This window comes from Winogradskyella marina, from assembly GCF_015645385.1.
Lineage (GTDB): Bacteria > Bacteroidota > Bacteroidia > Flavobacteriales > Flavobacteriaceae > Winogradskyella > Winogradskyella marina.
In genome coordinates this window covers 491,982-513,310 of sequence record NZ_JADOET010000001.1, presented here as the reverse complement: position 1 = coordinate 513,310, position 21,329 = coordinate 491,982, and the positions used below count along the sequence as shown (strand labels likewise).

Sequence of the window (21,329 nt, the reverse complement as noted above, 5' to 3'; positions counted from 1 at the left end):
AATTGAAAATTTTTCAATATCAATAAGTTTTATAATTCTCAAGCGTGAAGAAGTACATCTACAAAATCCTAAAATCATTAGATAAGTTAGAAAGTAATATTGCCTTTTATCCATCCATAATTAGTCTGTTTGGATTGGTTTTTGCCTTTTTTATGATCTATTTAGAAAGCATTGGCATTTCTAAATACCTCGTGGAAAACGCACCAATTTTAGTTGTTAATAATACAGAAACGGCAAGAAGCTTATTAACCACCTTTATTGCAGGTCTTATTTCAATTATGGTGTTTAGCTTTTCATTGGTGATGATACTACTTAATCAAGCGTCAAGTAATTTTTCACCAAGAGTGCTACCAGGATTGATTTCTAATCGAAGGCATCAAATCATTTTAGGAATTTATAATTCCACATTGCTTTACTGCATTTTTACTTTAGTATCTATTACACCTCAAGGTGATAAATACCAAATGCCAGGTTTTTCGGTGTTATTGGGTATTATTTTTATGACCTTCAGTTTAGGAGCTTTTATCTATTTTATTCATTCCATTTCTCAAGAAATTCAAGTCAATACCATAATGGATAAAATTTTTAAAAAATCTAAAGCGCGGCTAGAGAAGTTGGTAGAAGCCGAAAAACATACTGATACTCGTTTTGAGGACACTTCAGACTGGAAACCTATTATGTCTGATAGAACTGGCTATATGCAAGATGTGAGTTTAAAAGCCATGGCAGAATTGGCTGAAGATCATAATTTAATAATAGAAATTGTTCCCATAAAAGGAGCGTATATTTTAGAAGGTATTCCTGTTCTTAGGTATAAAGGCGATGTTAATGATGCTAATGATGATATTGAAGACGATAAGGAGTTAGAAGAGGAACTTTTAGCAACCATCACCTTTTCTAATAACGAAATTATAGAAGACAACTACATTCTTGCTTTTAAACAAATTACAGAAATTGCCTTAAAAGCGATGTCGCCAGGAATTAATGATCCTGGAACATGCATTAATGCAATAGATTACCTTACAGAACTATTTGCATTGCGAATGCGTAAGAAAGACCAAAGCTTTTATTTTAATGAAGATGATAAAGCACTTATTCATATAAATACGGTTAGTTATGAAGAATTGCTATACAACGTTATGGCTGCGTTAAGAACTTATAGTAAGCACGATATTATAGTGGTTCAAAAACTATTCATAATGTTTAAGTATTTATTGCAACAGAACAATGTATTAAATGAGAACTACAAAGAAGCCATCATAAAGGAAGTGATCAATCTAAAAAAAGATGCTTTAAACAATCATAATAACGAGCGAGATATTGAGCTGATAAAATCATATATTACTAAACTTAAAAATGTAAATCCATCTGACCATAATTTTGAAGTTTAATTGCCTAATTTGCGCTGTTATGTAACAAACCTTAACATGTCTAAATTCGTTTAATGTTTAATCACAAAGATATCATCATAGTTGGTGGAGGAGCAGCAGGCTTTTTCGCAGCCATTAACATTGCAGAACAACATCCGGAATTATCAGTAGCACTCTTAGAACGTGGGAAAGAAGGCTTGCAAAAAGTGAAAATTTCTGGAGGTGGACGATGCAATGTAACGCATGCCGAATTTATACCGTCGGAATTAGTTTTAAATTACCCAAGAGGCGAAAAAGAACTTTTAGGGCCTTTTCATAGTTTTATGACAGGTGATACTATTGCATGGTTTGAAGAACGGGGAGTTGAATTGAAAATTGAAGAAGACGGAAGAATGTTTCCTGTTTCAAACTCTTCTCAAACTATTATCGATTGTTTTTTACATGAAGCCGAAAAGCATAAGGTTGAGGTCCTGTATAATCACTCTGTAAAATCAATTGAAGCTTTAGAGCATGGCTTTAAAATTGAAACATCTCAAGGAGGTTTTCAATCTGAAAAACTATTAATTACCACAGGAAGCAATCCTAAAATCTGGAATCTATTAGAAGATTTAGGACACACAATTATTCAGCCAGTGCCTTCTCTTTTTACTTTCGATATAAAAGATAAACGTATAAAGGATATTCCAGGTGTTGTTGCACAAAATGTAGAAATTAAAGTGGTTGGAACCGATTTAGAATCTAACGGTCCATTGTTAATCACACATGTTGGTATGAGTGCACCAGCAATTTTAAAACTGTCAGCTTTTGGGGCTGTAGAATTGGCAAAATTGAATTATAATTTTAAAATAGAAATCAATTTTATTCAATTAGATTTTGAGACCTGTTTAAACCAACTTAAAGATTATAAACAGGAATTCGCTAAAAAAACGGTTGTTAAATTAACACAGTTCAATTTACCAAAACGTCTTTGGAAGCAGTTGGTTTTAGCGTCAGATATTGAAGATTTTAAACGTTGGGCTGATTTAAATAAGCAGCAATTAGAGGCTTTGGCAAATCAATTAACTAGTGCTGTTTTTCAGGTGACAGGAAAAAGCACGTTTAAAGATGAGTTTGTAACTGCAGGAGGAGTAGACTTAAAAGAAGTGAATTTTAAAACCTTTGAAAGTAAACGTATTCCTAACTTGTATTTTGCAGGTGAAGTTATTAATGTAGATGCAGTAACAGGTGGATTTAACTTCCAGAATGCATGGACAGGTGCTTATATTGCTTCAGTATCTATAATGTTACACTGATTTTGTTTATTGCCATAAGATGTAATAATGGCTTTAAAATCGTCAAAAATATAGGGCTTTGTTACAATTTGGTCGATACCAGCGGCTTCAGCTTTTGTAGAAATTTCATTAGAGTTTAATGCTGTCAGTGCCAAAATAGGAATATGAGGATTAAACATTCTTATATGTTTCGTAACTTCGTAGCCATCCATATCTGGCATGTTAATATCCATTAAAATTAGATCAAAATCTTTTTCCTTCACAATAGATATGGCTTCCCTACCATTAGATATGGTTTGACACGTGTAACCTTCTATTTTTTCGATGTTCTTTTTTGTGATTAATAGGTTAATTTTGTTGTCGTCAACGATTAAAACATGGATGTCTCTTTTTGGTGATATCGCACTTGAACTTTCATTTTTTGCTGCCAATGAGAGTTGAAATGTTATATCAAAGAAAAAACAAGTCCCTTTGTTTGGTGTCGATGTAAAATCGATATCAGAATTATGACTCTTTAATAAGGTCTTTACAATATACAGTCCTAGTCCAGAACCACTGCTATTTTTATTTAAAAACGTCTTGTTTTCAAAAGCACTGAAAACAACAGAGCGGTGTTCTTCTTTTATACCAATACCAGAGTCTTTAACTTCAAAGCGTAACGTAATATCGTTATCTGTTCGGCTTTTTTCAAAAACATTAATAGAAACATGACCTTTTTTGGTGTATCTAATCGCATTGTATGCCAAGTTGATTAAGATTTGACTAAAAGCTACTTTATCTACGAGTACATATTCATGTTCGTCAGACTCATCTATATAAAAATGAAGATCTAAACCTTTATTTTTAGCTGCAACGGCAATTGTACTTACGACATGCCGTACAATTTTTTCTATTTTATCTGGTTTTAATCGTAAGTTCTTGTCTTCAAATTTTAACCTATTTGCTTGTAAAATGTTATCAATTAAAATAGATAAATAGTTGCTTGATGATATTAATGAATCTAAATACGACTGTTTTTTAATGTTATCATTTTCTTGATCTATTAGTGTTGCTAAACCACTTATGCCATAAATTGGTGTACGTAATTCATGACTGAGTATTGAGAAAAATTCTAGCCTGTCTTTATCTATTGAAATAAGTTTAGAGTTTGAAGCTTTTAAGGCTTTATTAATCGTTACAATATTCTTTCTAGCTTTAAAATAAAAGTAAAAAACGGTTAATATTATAGCCAAAGTAACACTCATAATAATGGTACTTTTTAAGAATATTTGTGAGTTTTGTGCTTCTTTTATACGGGTTTCATGTAAGCGCGCTAATTCTTGCTCTGCATTTATAATTTTATAAACGAGCTCCCCATTTCTACGGCTTTGTTGTTCAACATTATCTAATGCTCTGTATTTATAAGTATCAGATTTTAAAAGGTATTTATTAGCAGAATCTAAATTTTTCTTGCTATTGGTGTAATACAAATATTTGTAATAATTTAAAGATGCCAATTTTCTGTAGGATCTAACATCCTTAGAAATAGAAGCTTCTAATGCTTTTTCATTAATTGCAAAAAGAGGTTCGTAATCAGCGTCTTTAAAATTAGTGACTTTAATACCTGCTATGGCATTGAAGTATTGAAAAGATTGAAATAAATTCTGTTTTAAATTCTTAATTCTATAGTTTTTAGAATAATTTAAGCTGTCAAAATTAGTGTTTTTTAAGGTGTCTAAGCCAAAGGTACTTGAGGCTAACATAGATGCATTATCAAAACTGTAATAGTCTTTTCTTATTTTGTTTTCAAGATTTATAAAGTAGATTTCACTTTTTAGTGTTTTAGATACGGCTTGCGCTATGGGATATAAACTATCGAATTTGGGATAATTTTTGCCCGAAACATATGTGTTTAGTAAACCCGAATATGAAAGATCTATTCCTTTCTGATTTTGTAGAGAATCAAAGATTTTTAATGCTGTGTTATGGTATTTTTCAGCTTTTTTAAAATTAGACATTTTCGTCAAAACTTTGCCTAGTGCATTGCTAGCAATAGCTTCTGTATTTTTGAGATTGTATTTTTTAGAAAAACTTATGGCGTCATTAAGAAGAATCGTGGCTTGATAAAGACTATCGTTTTTAACGAGTAAATCCAGTTTGTAACTGTCAAAAGTACAAGAACTGCTATCAATGTTTATTAAGGAATCTTGCGCTTTAGCTACAAATCCATTAGTAATTAAGACTATAAACAAAATAATAACAGTGTTCGATTTGGGGAAACACATGGTATAGACTATTAATGCGGTAAATCTACGCTTTATTTATAAAACAAGACTCGTTTTGTCGGATTTATTTGTGTTTCGTGGGGTTTTTTGAGGTGATGTGGTTAAATACAAATTGATGTTATATTTGTGTCTTCAACGTTACAATAATAAACTAATGATTGCGTACATAGCACTTTATAAGAGGTATAAATGTTGGAGGGCATAACAAAGTGCAGATGGCAGTTTTGAGAGAATTATTAACGAAATCTGGTTTTGAAAACGTAAAAACATACATTCAAAGTGGAAATGTTATTTTTCAATCTGCAACTAATGGTGCAAAAGTGTTAGAAAATAAAATTCAAAACACAATTTTAGACCGTTTTGAATTTGAAGTGCCAGTTTTGGTAAAAACCCGAGAAGAATTAAGCACTATTTTTAATAACTGTCCATTTGCTGAAAATAAAAAGATTGAAAGCTATTTTATACTGTTGAGTGAAATTCCAGATAAAAAGCGACTACAAGAGGTGTCTCAAAAAAGGTACCCAAATGATGACTATGTAATTCTTAACGATTGTATTTATTTGCACTGTGAAAATGGATATGGCCAATCAAAATTTAATTTAAATGTCTTCGAAAAAAAACTTAATGTCAATGCTACGGCCAGAAACTATAAAACAATGGTAAAACTCTTATCTTTGTCAGATATTTAAAAGCAATGACTGAACAAGATTTTATCCTTAAATCATACAACTCTAATATAGAAAATGGTTCCGTAAAATGGGAGTCGCCAAGTAATATTGCATTGGTGAAATATTGGGGGAAAAAGGAACATCAAATTCCAGAAAATCCGTCTATTAGTTTCACACTTTCAGATTGTAAAACCATTACAGAAGTCACGTATACAAAGAAGAATCTTTCGACGCAGCTTGTCTTGAGCGAAGTCGACAGGCTCAAGATGACAACAGGTTTTAGTTTCGATGTTTATTTTGAAGGTAAAAAAAATGAAGCCTTCGAACCAAAAATTCAAACCTTTTTTGAGCGCATTGAAAAATATATGCCATTCTTGAAGGATTATCATTTCAAAATTGAGACTTCAAACACATTTCCTCACAGTTCTGGTATTGCGTCTTCAGCTTCTGGTATGAGTGCTATTGCTTTGTGTTTAATGAGTATTGAATATATACTGACAGACAATGTCGCTTCGAGCGCAGTCGAGAAGTCTTACTTCAATCAAAAAGCCTCATTCTTAGCACGTTTAGGCTCAGGAAGCGCCTGCAGAAGCATAGAAGGTGAGCTTGTTGTTTGGGGACAAAACGAGAGTATTCCTGAAAGTTCAGATTTATACGGAGTAAAATTTGAAGGCGAAGTACATTCAAACTTCAATAATTATCAAGACACTATTTTGTTAGTCGATAAAGGTGAAAAACAAGTGAGTAGTACCGTTGGTCATCAATTAATGTATGGTCATCCGTTTGCAACAGAACGTTTTTCGCAAGCACATGATAATTTGGCTAAGCTGAAAACTATTTTGGCTTCAGGTGATTTAAATGAATTTATAAAAATTGTAGAAAGTGAAGCTTTAACCCTTCATGCTATGATGATGACGAGTATGCCTTATTTTATTTTAATGAAGCCGAACACCTTAGAAATCATCAATAAAATTTGGACTTATAGACTTAAAACTGGTTCAAAAGTGTGTTTTACACTCGATGCCGGAGCTAATGTTCATGTATTATATCCTGAAAATGAAAAAGCATCTATTTTACAATTCATTAAGAATGAATTAGCTAACTATTGCCAAAACGGGCATTTTATTTGCGATCAAATTGGAAAAGGAGCTACACCAATTAAAAATTAAGAAGTAATAATGAAGAATTAAAAACTTATCTTAACTGAGTTTAATTTAATTCATTTATTTTGAAACCAAATATTATAAAAGAAAAAAGCTTCGATTTTGCAGTTGATATTGTTAACGTTTATAAAGAATTAGCTTACAATAAAAAGGAGTATGTAATGTCGAGGCAACTACTAAAATCCGGTACATCCATCGGTGCTAACGTAAGAGAAGCGGAGTTTGCACAAAGTAAACCAGACTTTATAAACAAAATGTCAATTAGCCTAAAAGAAGCCAATGAAACAGATTATTGGATAGATTTACTGTATGCTACAAATTATTTAAATAAAGAAGAATTTGATAAATTTAAACCTAAATCGCAGGAAATGTTACGATTATTAGTTAGTATTGTAAAATCATCTAAAGATTAATTGTTAACTTTGCATTATTAATTATTCATTAATACATGAAGGGACCACTATTTTATTCTAAAATACTTTTGTTTGGCGAATACGGAATCATCAAAGATTCTAAAGGCTTATCTATTCCTTATAACTTTTATAATGGGGCACTTAAAAGAGGTGAAAATCCTTCAAAAGAAGCGCAGAATTCTAACGAAAGTTTAAAACGTTTTGCAACCTATTTAAACAGTTTGGATAAAGATTTAGTAAGCTTTGATATCGGTACATTGCAAAATGATGTTGACAATGGTATGTACTTCGATTCATCTATTCCTCAGGGCTATGGAGTAGGAAGTAGTGGAGCACTAGTTGCTGCTATTTACGATAAATATGCAAGCGATAAAATAACGGTTTTAGAGAATTTAACTCGTGAGAAACTGTTGCGATTAAAACGTATTTTTTCGGCGATGGAATCGTTTTTTCATGGTAAATCTTCAGGATTAGATCCATTGAACAGTTATTTAAGCCTTCCCATTTTAATAAATTCTAAAGATAATATTGAAGCGACTGGTATTCCGTCTCAACAGGCAGATGGAAAAGGAGCGGTCTTTTTATTAGATAGTGGTATTGTTGGAGAAACGGCGCCAATGGTCAGTATTTTTATGGAAAATATGAAAAATGAAGGTTTCCGTAGCATGCTTAAAGATCAGTTTATAAAACATACAGATGCTTGTGTTGATGACTTTTTAAAGGGTGATATGAAATCATTATTTAAAAACACCAAGCAATTATCTAAAGTTGTTTTGAACAATTTTAAACCTATGATCCCAACTCAGTTTCATGAATTATGGAAAAATGGCTTGGACACTAACGATTATTACTTAAAGCTTTGTGGCTCTGGCGGAGGAGGTTACATATTAGGGTTTACTGAAAACATCGATAAAGCACGTGAAGCGCTAAAAGGTCAGAAGTTAGAAGTCGTTTATAATTTTTGATGTATGTCATCCTGAAATTACGTCAGGATCTTTTCTATTGTAGTTATGCTTACAAGACGGCAGAAACATATTCTTCTAAAATTTTTCAGCCTATTTTCTGTAGTAAGAGGTTATAATATTCTAGTTGTTGTAATTGCTCAATATTTAGCGTCAATTTATATTTTTGCTCACGATAAACCAGCTAAGGACGTTCTTTTAGACCTTAATTTATTAATGCTTGTTTTAGCATCTTCAGCAACCATTGCAGGTGGTTATATTATCAATAATTTTTACGATTCCGAAAAAGATTTAATCAACAAACCTAGAAAAACAATGCTAGACCGTTTGGTTAGTCAAAACACAAAACTGTCGTTCTACTTTGTGCTTAATTTTTTAGCCGTTGTATTTGCAAGCTATGTATCTTTTAAAGCCGTCATATTTTTTTCAATGTATATTTTTGCGATTTGGTTTTACTCACATCGCTTAAAAAAGTTGCCGATTGTTGGTAATATGGTATCTGCAATATTAACAGTGACACCATTTTTTGCCATTTTTATTTATTACCAAAATTTTGAAAACGTAATTTTTGCTCATGGTTTGTTTCTGTTTTTACTCATTTCCATGAGAGAACTCACTAAGGATTTAGAGAATTTAAAAGGTGATTTAGCGCTAAATTATAGAACAATTCCTGTGGTTTATGGAGAAAAGGTATCTAAGTTAATGCTTACTATTGTTGGTGTTTCTACTATAATTTCAGCAATTATGCTTAGTCTATTTTTTAAAATTGGCCACATGTACTATTTCTTTTATCTCAGTATTGTGTTGTTGCTACTTTATTTAATTATTCTGCTAAAATCCAATAAAAAGAATCATTATCTTATACTTCATAACATCTTAAAAATTATCATTGTACTAGGTGTTTTTTCTATTCTTTTGATTGATGTTTCTATTGTTTTAAACAGAATTTAAAAGCATAGAAATCCATTTTCTAACCTCTTGAAAATCTATAGTATTAAACATCTTAAATAATTAAGCACTAGATATAAACTATTGTTTACCTTTGCGAAAATTTGAAACATGAGCAGAAATCAAGATAGCAAAGGAAAAGGAAAGTCTTCAGGAGGAGGAAATGCTAATAGTAAAAGTAAAAATTTTGCTAGAGGGAACGCTCCTTTTAAAAAGAAATCCCAAGGTGTAAAGAAAAAATCAAAAGCACCAAAATCATCTAATCCAGATGAGATGCGTTTAAATAAATATATAGCCAATAGTGGCATATGTTCACGTCGCGAAGCCGATGAGAATATTGCTATCGGTTTAGTTATGGTAAACGGCCAAATAGTTACCGAAATGGGTTACAAAGTAAAACGTTCAGATGATGTGCGTTTTGATGGACAACGCATTGCGCCAGAGCTTCCTGTGTACGTATTGTTAAACAAGCCAAAAGGCTTTGCAACAACTACAGCAGAAGGAAAAGGTAGAACAGTTATGGACCTAGTAGCCAATGCTACTAACGCAAACATAAAACCTATTGGTCGCTTAGGCAGAAACTCTTTAGGTTTATTATTATTTACCAATGATGATATCGTAGTTCAGAAATTTACAAACTCTAAAAATGGAGTTGCACGATTGTTTCAAGTAGAGCTCGATAAGAATTTAAAATATGAAGATTTAAAAAAGATCCAAGAAGGTTTTAAAGTAGATGGTAAATTAGTTTCTGTAGAAGAAGTAAGCTACATACAAGGTGAATCTAAAAACCAAGTAGGTATTAAAATTAAAAATACGGGAAATACCATTTTACGCACAATATTTGATGTTCTAAATTACGATATTGTAAAAATTGACTGTGTTGCCATCGGTCATTTAACCAAAAAGGATATTCCTCGAGGTCATTGGAAGCATTTAACTGAGCAAGAGGTAAATACCTTGAAGATGCTATAATACTTAGCCTCATTAGCAATTTTTACATTTTTCATATTTTACCGTTCGTCGAATAAAAGTACTTTTTATCGAGGTTTTGTTTGTTTTTTTTATATTGCAGTCCCAAATATTTAAAAACAACCTACTTATGAAAAATGTTAAACTCATTTTTGTGCTTTTACTTATGGTGAATTGTACAACAGATTCTTCTGAAGTACAAGAAACACAAGACGAATTGATTCCACAAACACTTAGCTGTGTAGACAACTTACCTCAAGTTAAAATTACTAACAACAGTGCGCTTAGTTTCGATGTTGCTATTTATGGGCAAGATTATAGCGAATTGCATGCGGAGAATTTAACCACATCTGCAGATACCGATTGGCTAGAGTTGACTAATAATGACATAATTATCGTGGCAACTAACGACCTTGTTTACGGTCAAAAAATACAATTGAGTATTCTTCCTTGTGAGAGTATTGAGGTTGAAGTTGATGAAAACGATTTGTTAATTGTCTCTGTCGATTAAGTTTATATTACACTACCAATCATTAAGGACTTACTTTAACTGTATAGGTTGAAATTAAGTCGTCATTGATAAAAACATGAACATCGTAAAAACCCGTAGTTTTAAATTGTTGGTTTATAATTAACAACGTGTTGTTAATAGTTGTTTCTTGTGGTTTTGTTTTCCAAGTTCTAAAACCATTGTCAAGTTGAAGGGTGATATCTTTAATTTTGACAGTGGGTTTAACTTGGTAATTAAAAGTAACGGTATCAAAAGGTTTAATAGTTTGATGCAATTGTTGTGGCAAAATGTGTCCGTTGAGATAGGTATATGCTTTGCCGTAAATTATTGGAGAGGCTAAAAAATTCTCAAAGGAAGGAATAGCATTATCTAATAACCACCATTTTTGCTCAACTGGAAAATGATTCACTGCAAAAAGTGTCGGTTCGGTTAAAAAGAAGCCATCATTATACTGAAATGTAAACCGATTGGTTTTAGGATGTGGTATTCCACTTGCCCAAGTAGGATCGCATAAGTACCATTTGTTATTTAGCTTTACGGCATTCCAAGAGTGGTTTGGGAGGTCTAAATTTTCTATGTCTGTTGTACTAACGCGTCCATAACCCTGTACAATTTCGCATTCTATGTTGGCCAATTGAGCTAGCTCTTTAACCAAATAAGCATAGCCTGTACAGATTGTACTTTGGTCTTTAAGTAGTTTGGAAAATAACTTTTTTCTAAAATCGTCGTTCCAAGCTTTAAGCCTAATACGATCTGTTTTAAATCGCTCTCGCTTTCGTTTATTTCTTAAATACAAACCGTAATTGTTGGAAATATTATTACAAACCCAACGGTAAATAGCTCTAAAACGTTCTACGTCTGTGTCTAAATTAGAGGTGAGTTGAAACGCCAGTTGTGGTAAATTAGAAAGCCCTTCATTCTTATAAACCAATGCAATACTATCTGATTTTTTAAAACTAATAGAGTTAAAATCAGAAACTTGAGCAAATGCTTGAGTTGCAAATATGAAGGGCAGTATGAAACGTAATATATTCAAGACAAACTTAGTTTTTACGCTTAGATTTATACGGTTTTGATGTATCTAAAGCTCCAATCATTTCAACCAAATCTTCCGTTAGTTTAAGGGTAATAAATGTTGTACTATCTTTAATTACTACTTTTTGAGTAACATAGCCTAAATAACTAAATAGGAGCACATCACCAGTTTTTAACTTGTTAGGAAAGGTGAATTCTCCTTTTTCATTAGTTACTGTACCATTTCTTGTTCCTTGTTGAATTACGTTTACTCCAACTAAACCTGCCGTTTCATCACTAACAATACCTTTAATGATTCTGTCGTTGTCAGTAACTTGGGTGGATGTTGTGGTAGTGCTTTGCGCGTAAATTGGATTATAAGCGAGTAGTGTTAGCATTACAATTCCAATAAAGCGAATGGAGTTAATAGTTCGATGTTGTTGCATTTTTAATGTTGATTTCATAATATAGATTGTTTTGTTTACCTCAAATCTATCTGTTAAACCTTCCATTTAAAAATTGTTATGAGTAATAACAACCATTCAGTTCGTAAAGTGGTGTTTTGGGTTAGTGATTGGTTTTTGCCACAGTACTTTGTTGTCGTTTATTGTTCTAATGCTTTAAGATTAACGTTTAATAGAATATTCGAGTTTACTATTTTGAGTATTGGTTTATTAATTAAACTGAAAGAAATGATGACTATTGAACAAATTAATTTATAACATTTAGGATTCTAAATAAACACCTTTGGATTTTCTATATTCAGATGGTCGTTTATCCATAATTTTTCTAAAAGTATCACTAAAAGTTGGTAAACTATTATAACCAACTTTGTTGGCTATTTCTGAAATGTTATAATCTGAATTCATTAAGTATTCTAAAGATTTGAATATACGTAGTTTAGTGTAGTACTTAATAAACGACATACCAACATCCTTTTTAAATAATCGATATAACGTTTTGTTAGTCATACTAAACTTTGATGCGAGTTGAGGCAATAAATGCTCTTCGTGAATTTGTTTGTTCAGATAATTTATAATGGCAACTAGCCGCCTGTCTTTAGGATGTGGCAGTTCAAAATGTAATGACTTTGATGTGGTTTGCTCTAAAAGGGCCTTAAAAGCAATGCCAATGGCATATTTGTTTTTTTGTGAATTTGTAACATCTCCATTCCAGCTTTTTGTATATAATAATAACTCCAAAAGTAGGTTGTTAATCGGGTAAATAGCTTCATTTTTATAAAAATCAGATGTCATTGCGTCTAAAGGAAAATATAGATTTCTCATAATAACCTTTGGTGAATTAGGATAAATAGCATGTTTTGTTTTTGGCGGAATCCACATATAATGTCGTGCAGGTAAATAGTAAGTTCTACTATCAGTTTTAATATGTACAACACCTCCTTCAGTATATAAAAATTGACCTTTGTTATGGCTATGTGATTCAATGAAATTTTCACCCATTAAATTGTGGTAACAAAAGATGCTTTCTGGAATTTTATCAACCTCTGTTAAGTAATATTTTGTGTCCATAATAGTTGCAATTTTAACTTCAATAGTTGCTATTTTACCATTTATGTCCGAAATTAATAAATTAAAGTCTTTTTTAGATAAAAAGACATTAAATATCTTATATAAATTGCTTTTCGCTTTTATTGGAAAATACAATAGAAACTAAAACAGTAATTTTTTTACTTATAATTTATAAAATAATCAGGACTATGCAGAGAGTTAAGTATTCAGCTTATTTAGATAAAATTCAGAGCCCAGAAAAGGCTGCTATATTAATTAAAAATCATCACATATTAGGTGTTAGTGGTTTTACCAAAGCAGGTGACAGTAAAGCGGTATTACCACAAGTGGCAAAGCGAGCGCTTTTTGAAGATCTAAAGGTTACTGTAATGAGTGGTGCTTCATTAGGGTATAATACGGATGCCGACTTAGCAAAAAATGGAGCGTTATATAAAAGAATGCCGTTTCAAGCCGATCCTACCTTAAGAAAGAGTATCAATAATCATGAGGTACTTTATGTAGATCAGCATTTAGGGCAAACGGCAGACATGTTTCAGAAAATTGATAAATTTAAAATTGATATTGCCATTATTGAAGCAGTATCAATAACAGAAGAAGGTTATATTGTACCAACAACATCTATTGGGAATTCACCAATTTTTGCTGAAAATGCAGATAAAATTATTATTGAAATCAATACAACATTTCCTGAGAGTCTTGAGGGTATTCATGATGTAAAAGTTCTTAAAAAACAGCCTAATCGTGAGGTTATTCCTGTTTTAGAGTCTGATACTAGAATTGGAGATCCTTTTATTAAGATTGATCCAGCCAAAGTTGTTGCTGTTGTTTATACTGAGCTTCCAGATAGTCCTGCTGTGATTGCAGCACCAGACGAAAAAACTAAGGCCATTTCTGAACATATTCTTAAATTCTTAGAAAATGAAGTAGAAGAAGGACGTTTAACAGAATCACTTTTGCCTTTACAAGCTGGTATTGGAAAAACAGCTAATGCTATTTTATCTGGTTTTACTAACAGTAAGTTTAAAAATTTAACCATGTATTCAGAGGTGCTTCAAGATAGTACTTTTGAGCTTTTTGACTCTGGAAAATTATTATTTGCCTCAGCATCGTCAATGACTGTCACGGAAGGCTGTTCTAAAAAAGTGTTTAGTAATTTTGAAGCCTATAAAGATAAACTCCTATTAAGACCTCAAAATATTAGTAATGCGGCAGAAGTCATTAATCGTTTAGGTGTTATTGGAATTAACACCGCAATTGAGGTGGATATCTATGGAAATGTAAACTCTACACATATTGCAGGTACTAAGATGATGAATGGTATTGGCGGTTCTGGTGACTTTGCTAGAAACGGCTACTTGAGTATTTTTGCTTGTCCTTCCATGTCTAAAGAAGGTCGTATTTCACATGTAGTTCCTATGGTGTCACATACCGATCACAGTGAGCACGATGTTGATATCTTGGTTACAGAACAAGGTTTGGCAGATCTTAGAGGTTTAGCACCTATAGAAAGAGCTAGAGTTGTTATTGAAAATTGTGCACATCCTGAATATAAAGCACAACTTTTAGAATATTTTGAAGACGCTTATAAGTTGGGTGGACACACACCACATAGTCTTGAAAAAGCCTTTGCGTGGCATATGCAACTTAAAACTGAAGGAACAATGAAAGTAAAGGATTATGCTTGTAATGAGATTGAGGTAAAGGCTTAAAATCCCTATTATTCTGATTCAAGCCTATATCTTATTACAGTGCGTGTTGACTTTACTGAACGAGATTGGAAAATGAGCTCTTTAGTTTAGATATATAACAGATACGTTTCCGTTAGCTTCAATAGCTATCGCTCAACTGCAACCTGTATAAGTTGAGCCTCAGAAGACTTTGAATAAAGGTTAAAGGTATCTAACCTAAATATTAAATGTGCTTTCTATTTTTTTATGAATTTTAAGACGTGTTTATCTAAATAGATAAAGTATAAGCCATTTGTAAGCGCTTCAATATTGATGTGTTTGTTTTGTGAAATTGTACCTGTCTTTACCTTTTTACCTATTAAATTATAGATGTTATAATTTGAATGACCTGTTAATCCTGTAACTTGAATGTTATGTTTTGCAGGATTAGGAGATATAGCGAATTGAGGTTCATCAAATTCTTCAATAGTTAATCCTTCTCCTTCTACTAATTGAACATCGTCAATATAACCATCGTTGTTACTGCCTTGGTAACGCTCAGAAAGTAGTGTCACTTTAATAGTTCTTGTTCCAATTGGTGCTATACGAGTATCTGTAAAATAAACCCATTCATCAGTTCTCGTATTAACTCCTGTATCATAAGTATCTAAGATATCTCCAACTGAATCCATATAGTCAACTACAACTCTACCTTGGTCGGTTGGTGTTTGAGGCCACGAGTGTAAATAGCAACTAAATGTATAATATTGATTACCTGAGTCAATGTTTGCGCTATTGTCAGAAACATCTACATCTTGAAATAATTCAGCACTACTATTAGCACCAGCAAAGAAATAAGCATTCCCCTCCTGTGGCAGTGGTGATATTGTTCGTTGTTGCCAATCTCCTGAAATTTGTGTCCATCCGTTTTCTATAATTGGACTGACTTCTGCGTTGCCGTTTTCTATTAAATTTTGACTAGCAACAAAAGTTGGTAGTAATAAAAGATATAAGTAAGATGTAATTTTATTCATAGTGTGCAGTATTAATAGTTATTAGGCAAATATAATGGTACTATTTTGTGCTGAAAGTGAAGGTGTATTATTGGAGGATAAATATGTGTGGTTGGTATAAAAACCGATGTGATTATAAAATAATAAACCAGTTTGAAATCTTTCGTTTTATAACCTAATCGATTGTTATTTGTCTAAAAATCAAGACGCTAAAAATAATTAAAAAAAAGGTTTTCATATTAAAAAATAAATTACATTTGCAGCGAAAATTGGAGTCAATCTATTAAATTATAATCCAGTTTTTAGCTGAACAATTGAAACATGTTTATATGTTCGGGCGCTTGAAAATTAGGAAGTCATATTCAAGAGCAGCTTATAGATTAAGTAACCGAATTTTAGAGCTAACTTCCGCTTCTGCGATAGCTGCTAGCCAGCATATTTATGGTTTTGTACCTACTACACAAAGCCAAATTCAGGTATGATTTAGTGTAACCCTAATCTTATTTACACTACTATTTTTATTTACACTTGAATTTATATTTAAACAATGAACAATAAATACATTGATCTCATCGATCAATCCTTTCACTTTCCTCAAGACGAATTTAAACTTGAGGATAAAGCGTTGCATTTTCACGATATCGACTTAATGAAGTTGGTGGAAACCTATGGTGCACCTTTAAAATTCACCTACTTACCACAGATATCCAATAACATTCAACGTGCTAAATCCTGGTTTTCTGATGCGTTTAAAAAACACGATTATAAAGGAAAGTACAATTATTGCTATTGCACTAAGAGTTCGCATTTTAAGCATGTTTTAGATGAAGCCTTAACAAATGATATTCATATTGAAACCTCTTCGGCTTTCGATATTGATATTGTAAGAGCACTAAAAAAGGAAGGCAAAATAACAAATGAAACTTATGTGTTAAGTAACGGTTTTAAACGTGAACAATACATTTCTAATATTGCTGATTTAATTAACGATGGTCATAAAAATGCCATTCCAATTATCGATAACTATGAAGAAATCGATTTGTTATCTCAAGAGATTAACGGCAAGTTCCAAGTTGGGATTAGAATCGCTTCTGAAGAAGAGCCAAAATTTGAATTCTATACCTCACGTTTAGGGATTGGCTACAAAAATATTGTGCCATTTTATAAGTCTCAAATTCAGGAAAATAAGAAAGTAGAACTTAAAATGTTACACTTTTTTATCAATACAGGAATTAGAGATAATGCCTATTACTGGAATGAATTACACAAGTGTTTAAAGGTTTATACCGCATTAAAGAAAATATGTCCAAGCTTAGATAGTTTAAATATTGGCGGTGGTTTCCCGATTAAAAACTCTTTAGCCTTCGATTTTGATTATGCTTATATGGTCGATGAAATTGTTAACCAAATTAAACTCGTTTGTGAGGAAGAAGCGGTAGACACACCAAACATTTTTACAGAATTCGGAAGTTTTACAGTAGGCGAAAGTGGTGGAGCTATTTATAAGATTCTCTATCAAAAACAACAAAACGATCGTGAAAAATGGAACATGATTAATTCCTCTTTCATTACAACCTTACCAGATACCTGGGCGATTAATAAGCGTTTTATAATGTTGCCAATTAACCGTTGGTACGATAGTTATGAGCGTGTGTTATTAGGTGGTCTTACTTGCGATAGCGACGATTATTACAACAGCGAACAACACACTAATGCCATTTATTTACCTAAATACAATAAGGATAAAGATTTATATATAGGTTTCTTTAATACAGGAGCTTATCAAGAAACCATAGGTGGTTTTGGTGGCTTACAACACTGTTTAATTCCAACACCAAAGCATATTTTAATTCAAAAAGATGCCGATGGAAACCTAAGTACTAAAGTGTTTGCTGAGCAACAGAAAAGTGAAAACTTGTTGGGTATTTTGGGATATGGTTCTTGATTAATAATTAAAAGTTAAAAATGAATAACGATTGTCTGGTTGAGCGGAGTAGAAACCTAGTTAAGCAAAGAAATAAACGTTTTAATTACTTAGAAAGAGATCGTTGGAAATAGTATAGTTTAAAATAAAAAATAACAATTAATAAGATTCCCATTTTATTGGGAAATAACATATAATGATACACACAAAAACTTACGCTGGAATTCCAGAAGATTTAGCAAAATTAGAAACCGCTAAAATCGTATTAATTCCTGTACCTTATGATGGTACAAGCACTTGGCAAAAAGGCGCCGATAAAGGTCCTGATGCTTTTTTAGATGCTTCAGAAAATATGGAGCTTTATGATATTGAAACCGATTCAGAAGTGTACCAACAAGGTGTATTTTTGGCTGATGCTGTAACCGAAAATGCGTCACCAGAAGCGATGGTGGAAGCGGTGCACCAAGCCACTAAAAAATACATTAAGAAAAACAAATTTGTAACCATTTTTGGTGGTGAACATTCGGTATCAATCGGAACCATTAGAGCGTTCAATGAAATGTTTGAAGATTTAACTGTGCTTCACATTGATGCGCATGCCGATTTACGCGAAAGCTACGAAGGGTCAACGTGCAACCATGCTTGTGCTGTATATGAAGCGAGTCAAACCACTAACTTAATTCAAGTTGGCATTCGTTCCATGGATAGCATTGAAAAATCGATTATGGACGAAGAAAAAACCTATTTCGCTCACGAAATGGCAATGGATGATAGTTGGATGGATTCGGCAATCGATCAAATGACCGATAACGTATTTATCACATTCGATTTAGATGCCTTTGATCCTTCTATAATGCCAAGTACAGGAACACCAGAACCAGGCGGCTTACTGTATTATGAAACTTTGGAATTCTTAAAACAAGTATTCGAAGAAAAGAATGTGGTTGGTTTTGATATCGTGGAATTATGTCCTAATGAAAACGATAAATCATCAGATTTCTTAGCAGCCAAATTATATTACAAAATGTTGAGCTACAAATTTCTAAATCAAAATAGTGGTGATGATTTTGAAAGTAATTTCAACGACAAGACAAACGGATTAAATAAATTTTCAAAAAATAACGATGATGAGTACTAGTAAAGGAGAAATTTCAAAATTTATAGAAAAATATTATTTACACTTTAACGCAGCAGCTTTGGTTGATGCGGCAAAGGGTTATGAAGCGCAACTTAATTCTGGCGCAAAGATGTTAGTGTCTTTGGCTGGTGCAATGAGTACAGCAGAATTGGGTAAAATTTTTGCCGAAATGATTCGTCAAGATAAAGTGCAAATCGTGTCTTGTACAGGAGCAAATCTTGAAGAAGATATCATGAATTTGGTCGCACATTCGCATTATAAACGTGTGCCAAACTATAGAGATTTAACCCCTCAAGACGAATGGGATTTGTTAGAGAAAGGACTAAATCGTGTGACCGATACATGTATTCCAGAAGAGGAAGCTTTTAGACGTATTCAAGAGCATATCGTTAAAATCTGGAAAGAAGCCGAAGCTAAAGGCGAACGCTATTTACCACATGAATACATGTATAAATTATTACTTTCCGGAGTTTTAGAAGAGCATTACGAAATAGATTTGAAAGATTCTTGGATGTATGCAGCGGCTGAAAAAAACCTACCTATTGTTTGCCCAGGTTGGGAAGATAGTACTATGGGTAACATTTTTGCCAGCTACGTGCTTAAAGGTGAATTGAAAGCAAGCACTATGAAATCGGGGATTGAATACATGACCTTTTTAGCCGATTGGTATACGGATAATTCTGAAAATGGGATTGGATTCTTTCAAATAGGTGGTGGTATTGCTGGCGATTTTCCTATTTGTGTCGTGCCAATGTTATACCAAGATATGGAGCGTCCTGAAACACCATTTTGGAGTTATTTCTGCCAAATTAGTGATAGTACCACCAGTTATGGTTCGTATTCTGGTGCGGTTCCAAATGAAAAAATTACTTGGGGAAAGCTTGATATTGACACGCCTAAATTCATCATTGAAAGTGATGCCACTATCGTAGCACCATTAATTTTTGCTTATCTTTTAGATATGTAATGGAAGAACATAAGATTGATAATATAGAATTAAGCTTTTTAACGGTTGGTGATTTTGAAGAATTAAAATCGGCAACCTTAGAAGCTTATGGTGGCGTTTTAAATTCGTATTGGAAAAAAGAGCATATTGCACGTTTGACCTCTATTTTTTCGGAAGGTCAGGTCGTAATTCGTATCGATGGTCAGTTGGCAGGTTGTGCCTTATCTTTAATTGTCGACTACGATAAGATTGATGATAACCACACCTATGCCGATATTATTGAAGGGGATAAATTTAAAAATCACGATCCAGATGGCGATGTGTTGTATGGTATTGATGTATTCATAAAACCCGAATTTAGAGGCTTACGTTTAGGGCGTCGTTTGTATGATTATCGTAAAGAATTATGTGAAAACCTGAATTTAAAAGGGATTGTTTTTGGTGGAAGAATGCCAAATTACCACAAGTATAAAGACCAATATTCGCCAAAAGAATACATTCAAAAAGTAAAGCATAAGGAAATTCATGACCCGGTTTTAAATTTTCAAACCTCCAATGATTTTCATCCGATAAGAATTATTAAGGGTTATCTAGAAGGCGATACAGCCTCTAGCGAATATGCGGTGTTGATGGAGTGGGATAATATTTATTATACCAAACCCAATAAAAAAGCCAGCAGTGTAAAAACTGTGGTGCGTTTAGGGTTGATTCAGTGGCAAATGCGTCCTTATAATGGTTTAGAGGATTTGATGCAGCAAGTAGAATATTTTGTAGATAGCGTTTCAGCTTACCGCTCCGATTTTGCGGTGTTTCCAGAGTTTTTTAATGCGCCATTAATGGCAAAGTATAATCATTTGCACGAGCCGCAAGCGATTAGAGAATTGGCAGGTTATACGCAAACCATTGTTGAAAAAATGCAGCAGCTGTCTATTTCCTATAATATAAATATTATCACCGGAAGCATGCCTGAAGTGGTCGATGATGTCTTGTATAATGTAGGCTATTTGTGCCGAAGAGATGGGAGTTTAGAACGTTATGAGAAAATCCATGTCACGCCAGATGAAGCTAAAGTTTGGGGTATGCAACGCGGTCATCAATTAAAAACTTTTGAAACGGATGCGGGTAAAATAGGCGTTTTAATCTGTTACGATTCTGAGTTTCCTGAATTATCAAGATTGTTAGCCGATGAAGGTATGGACATTTTATTTGTCCCATTTTTAACCGATACGCAGAATGGGTATTCGCGCGTAAGGTTGTGTGCACAGGCGCGTGCCATTGAAAACGAATGTTATGTGGCTATTGCTGGAAGTGTAGGGAATTTACCTAATGTGAATAATATGGATATTCAATATGCACAGTCAGCGGTCTTTACACCATGTGATTTTGCCTTTCCAAGTAATGGTATAAAAGCAGAAACTACACCAAATACCGAAATGATATTGGTAGCCGATGTAGATTTAGGCTTGCTAAGAGAGTTACATTCCTTTGGAGCCGTAAAAAATTTAAAAGATCGAAGAAAAGATGTTTACGATGTTATTCGAGTAATTAAATAAGTA

Annotated in this window: 20 protein-coding genes; 15 read left to right on the top strand and 5 right to left on the bottom strand. The window is 32.8% G+C overall.

Going from position 1 to position 21,329, the window contains the following annotated elements:
* Positions 1-44 precede the first annotated feature (44 nt).
* On the top strand, positions 45-1,391 hold the full coding sequence (locus tag ITJ86_RS02195; protein WP_195869963.1) for a DUF2254 domain-containing protein: 1,347 nt from the start codon (positions 45-47) through the stop codon (positions 1,389-1,391).
* A gap of 53 nt (positions 1,392-1,444) precedes the next feature.
* On the top strand, positions 1,445-2,662 hold the full coding sequence (locus ITJ86_RS02190; RefSeq protein WP_195869962.1) for a BaiN/RdsA family NAD(P)/FAD-dependent oxidoreductase: 1,218 nt from the start codon (positions 1,445-1,447) through the stop codon (positions 2,660-2,662).
* Here ITJ86_RS02190 and ITJ86_RS02185 read toward each other — a convergent pair.
* Positions 2,629-4,872, bottom strand: a complete 2,244-nt coding sequence (locus ITJ86_RS02185; RefSeq protein WP_195869961.1) for a hybrid sensor histidine kinase/response regulator — start codon at positions 4,870-4,872, stop codon at positions 2,629-2,631. The genes ITJ86_RS02190 and ITJ86_RS02185 overlap by 34 nt on opposite strands.
* A gap of 248 nt (positions 4,873-5,120) precedes the next feature.
* On the opposite strand from ITJ86_RS02185, the gene ITJ86_RS02180 reads away from it, so the two are divergent.
* The 7 genes from ITJ86_RS02180 to ITJ86_RS02150 all read left to right on the top strand — a co-directional run bounded on the left by ITJ86_RS02180 (position 5,121) and on the right by ITJ86_RS02150 (position 10,539).
* Positions 5,121-5,594 (top strand): DUF1697 domain-containing protein, encoded by a 474-nt coding sequence (locus tag ITJ86_RS02180; RefSeq protein WP_195869960.1) that lies wholly within the window; start codon positions 5,121-5,123, stop codon positions 5,592-5,594.
* A gap of 5 nt (positions 5,595-5,599) precedes the next feature.
* Complete coding sequence (locus ITJ86_RS02175) at positions 5,600-6,742, top strand: diphosphomevalonate/mevalonate 3,5-bisphosphate decarboxylase family protein (RefSeq protein ID WP_195869959.1); 1,143 nt, start codon at positions 5,600-5,602, stop codon at positions 6,740-6,742.
* 59 nt (positions 6,743-6,801) lie between these two features.
* Positions 6,802-7,149, top strand: coding sequence for a four helix bundle protein (locus tag ITJ86_RS02170; protein ID WP_195869958.1), 348 nt, complete (start codon positions 6,802-6,804; stop codon positions 7,147-7,149).
* Between the two features lie 35 nt (positions 7,150-7,184).
* Positions 7,185-8,114 (top strand): mevalonate kinase family protein, encoded by a 930-nt coding sequence (locus ITJ86_RS02165; RefSeq protein ID WP_195869957.1) that lies wholly within the window; start codon positions 7,185-7,187, stop codon positions 8,112-8,114.
* 45 nt (positions 8,115-8,159) lie between these two features.
* The gene (locus ITJ86_RS02160) at positions 8,160-9,062 is read left to right on the top strand and encodes a geranylgeranylglycerol-phosphate geranylgeranyltransferase (RefSeq protein ID WP_195869956.1); all 903 of its coding nucleotides are present in this window, start codon (positions 8,160-8,162) and stop codon (positions 9,060-9,062) included.
* A 108-nt stretch (positions 9,063-9,170) separates the two neighbouring features.
* Complete coding sequence (locus tag ITJ86_RS02155; RefSeq protein WP_195869955.1) at positions 9,171-10,031, top strand: pseudouridine synthase; 861 nt, start codon at positions 9,171-9,173, stop codon at positions 10,029-10,031.
* Positions 10,032-10,158: 127 nt separating this feature from the next.
* Positions 10,159-10,539: a hypothetical protein gene (locus tag ITJ86_RS02150; protein WP_195869954.1), complete on the top strand. Its 381-nt coding sequence runs from the start codon at positions 10,159-10,161 to the stop codon at positions 10,537-10,539.
* A gap of 22 nt (positions 10,540-10,561) precedes the next feature.
* Here ITJ86_RS02150 and ITJ86_RS02145 read toward each other — a convergent pair whose 3' ends face one another.
* Together ITJ86_RS02145 and ITJ86_RS02140 are read right to left on the bottom strand one after the other, a co-directional pair.
* The gene (locus ITJ86_RS02145) at positions 10,562-11,575 is read right to left on the bottom strand and encodes a transglutaminase domain-containing protein (RefSeq protein WP_195869953.1); all 1,014 of its coding nucleotides are present in this window, start codon (positions 11,573-11,575) and stop codon (positions 10,562-10,564) included.
* 7 nt (positions 11,576-11,582) lie between these two features.
* Positions 11,583-12,017: a carboxypeptidase-like regulatory domain-containing protein gene (locus tag ITJ86_RS02140; protein ID WP_195869952.1), complete on the bottom strand. Its 435-nt coding sequence runs from the start codon at positions 12,015-12,017 to the stop codon at positions 11,583-11,585.
* 60 nt (positions 12,018-12,077) lie between these two features.
* Between ITJ86_RS02140 and ITJ86_RS02135 the strand changes: the two genes are divergently transcribed.
* Positions 12,078-12,275, top strand: coding sequence for a hypothetical protein (locus tag ITJ86_RS02135; RefSeq protein WP_195869951.1), 198 nt, complete (start codon positions 12,078-12,080; stop codon positions 12,273-12,275).
* Between the two features lie 3 nt (positions 12,276-12,278).
* On the opposite strand, the gene ITJ86_RS02130 is transcribed toward ITJ86_RS02135, so the two are convergent.
* Positions 12,279-13,085 (bottom strand): AraC family transcriptional regulator, encoded by an 807-nt coding sequence (locus ITJ86_RS02130; protein ID WP_195869950.1) that lies wholly within the window; start codon positions 13,083-13,085, stop codon positions 12,279-12,281.
* A 188-nt stretch (positions 13,086-13,273) separates the two neighbouring features.
* Between ITJ86_RS02130 and ITJ86_RS02125 the strand changes: the two genes are divergently transcribed.
* Positions 13,274-14,794, top strand: coding sequence for a succinate CoA transferase (locus ITJ86_RS02125; protein WP_195869949.1), 1,521 nt, complete (start codon positions 13,274-13,276; stop codon positions 14,792-14,794).
* A gap of 215 nt (positions 14,795-15,009) precedes the next feature.
* Here the strand turns inward: ITJ86_RS02125 and ITJ86_RS02120 are convergent, their stop codons facing one another.
* A complete protein-coding gene (locus ITJ86_RS02120) occupies positions 15,010-15,786 on the bottom strand; it encodes a T9SS type A sorting domain-containing protein (protein ID WP_195869948.1) in 777 nt (258 codons plus the stop codon).
* A gap of 526 nt (positions 15,787-16,312) precedes the next feature.
* On the opposite strand from ITJ86_RS02120, the gene ITJ86_RS02115 reads away from it, so the two are divergent.
* The 4 genes from ITJ86_RS02115 (at position 16,313) to ITJ86_RS02100 (ending at position 21,326) form a co-directional block, all read left to right on the top strand.
* A complete protein-coding gene (locus tag ITJ86_RS02115; RefSeq protein WP_195869947.1) occupies positions 16,313-17,710 on the top strand; it encodes a type III PLP-dependent enzyme domain-containing protein in 1,398 nt (465 codons plus the stop codon).
* A gap of 175 nt (positions 17,711-17,885) precedes the next feature.
* A complete protein-coding gene (speB, locus tag ITJ86_RS02110; protein WP_195869946.1) occupies positions 17,886-18,827 on the top strand; it encodes an agmatinase in 942 nt (313 codons plus the stop codon).
* Positions 18,817-19,794 (top strand): deoxyhypusine synthase family protein, encoded by a 978-nt coding sequence (locus ITJ86_RS02105; RefSeq protein WP_195869945.1) that lies wholly within the window; start codon positions 18,817-18,819, stop codon positions 19,792-19,794. The genes speB and ITJ86_RS02105 overlap by 11 nt, the downstream gene beginning before the upstream one ends.
* Positions 19,794-21,326: a carbon-nitrogen hydrolase family protein gene (locus ITJ86_RS02100; RefSeq protein WP_195869944.1), complete on the top strand. Its 1,533-nt coding sequence runs from the start codon at positions 19,794-19,796 to the stop codon at positions 21,324-21,326. The genes ITJ86_RS02105 and ITJ86_RS02100 overlap by 1 nt, the downstream gene beginning before the upstream one ends.
* Positions 21,327-21,329: the final 3 nt, after the last annotated feature.

What these genes read in the sequence shown, in the direction of transcription:
- ITJ86_RS02190 (WP_195869962.1), top strand. Translation starts at nt 1,445, where the DNA reads ATGTTTAATCACAAAGATATCATCATAGTTGGTGGAGGAGCAGCAGGC.
- ITJ86_RS02180 (WP_195869960.1), top strand. Translation starts at nt 5,121, where the DNA reads ATGGCAGTTTTGAGAGAATTATTAACGAAATCTGGTTTTGAAAACGTA.
- ITJ86_RS02175 (WP_195869959.1), top strand. Translation starts at nt 5,600, where the DNA reads ATGACTGAACAAGATTTTATCCTTAAATCATACAACTCTAATATAGAA.
- ITJ86_RS02165 (WP_195869957.1), top strand. Translation starts at nt 7,185, where the DNA reads ATGAAGGGACCACTATTTTATTCTAAAATACTTTTGTTTGGCGAATAC.
- ITJ86_RS02160 (WP_195869956.1), top strand. Translation starts at nt 8,160, where the DNA reads ATGCTTACAAGACGGCAGAAACATATTCTTCTAAAATTTTTCAGCCTA.
- ITJ86_RS02155 (WP_195869955.1), top strand. Translation starts at nt 9,171, where the DNA reads ATGAGCAGAAATCAAGATAGCAAAGGAAAAGGAAAGTCTTCAGGAGGA.
- ITJ86_RS02150 (WP_195869954.1), top strand. Translation starts at nt 10,159, where the DNA reads ATGAAAAATGTTAAACTCATTTTTGTGCTTTTACTTATGGTGAATTGT.
- ITJ86_RS02140 (WP_195869952.1), bottom strand. Translation starts at nt 12,017, where the DNA reads ATGAAATCAACATTAAAAATGCAACAACATCGAACTATTAACTCCATT.
- ITJ86_RS02135 (WP_195869951.1), top strand. Translation starts at nt 12,078, where the DNA reads ATGAGTAATAACAACCATTCAGTTCGTAAAGTGGTGTTTTGGGTTAGT.
- ITJ86_RS02130 (WP_195869950.1), bottom strand. Translation starts at nt 13,085, where the DNA reads ATGGACACAAAATATTACTTAACAGAGGTTGATAAAATTCCAGAAAGC.
- ITJ86_RS02125 (WP_195869949.1), top strand. Translation starts at nt 13,274, where the DNA reads ATGCAGAGAGTTAAGTATTCAGCTTATTTAGATAAAATTCAGAGCCCA.
- ITJ86_RS02120 (WP_195869948.1), bottom strand. Translation starts at nt 15,786, where the DNA reads ATGAATAAAATTACATCTTACTTATATCTTTTATTACTACCAACTTTT.
- ITJ86_RS02115 (WP_195869947.1), top strand. Translation starts at nt 16,313, where the DNA reads ATGAACAATAAATACATTGATCTCATCGATCAATCCTTTCACTTTCCT.
- speB (WP_195869946.1), top strand. Translation starts at nt 17,886, where the DNA reads ATGATACACACAAAAACTTACGCTGGAATTCCAGAAGATTTAGCAAAA.
- ITJ86_RS02105 (WP_195869945.1), top strand. Translation starts at nt 18,817, where the DNA reads ATGAGTACTAGTAAAGGAGAAATTTCAAAATTTATAGAAAAATATTAT.
- ITJ86_RS02100 (WP_195869944.1), top strand. Translation starts at nt 19,794, where the DNA reads ATGGAAGAACATAAGATTGATAATATAGAATTAAGCTTTTTAACGGTT.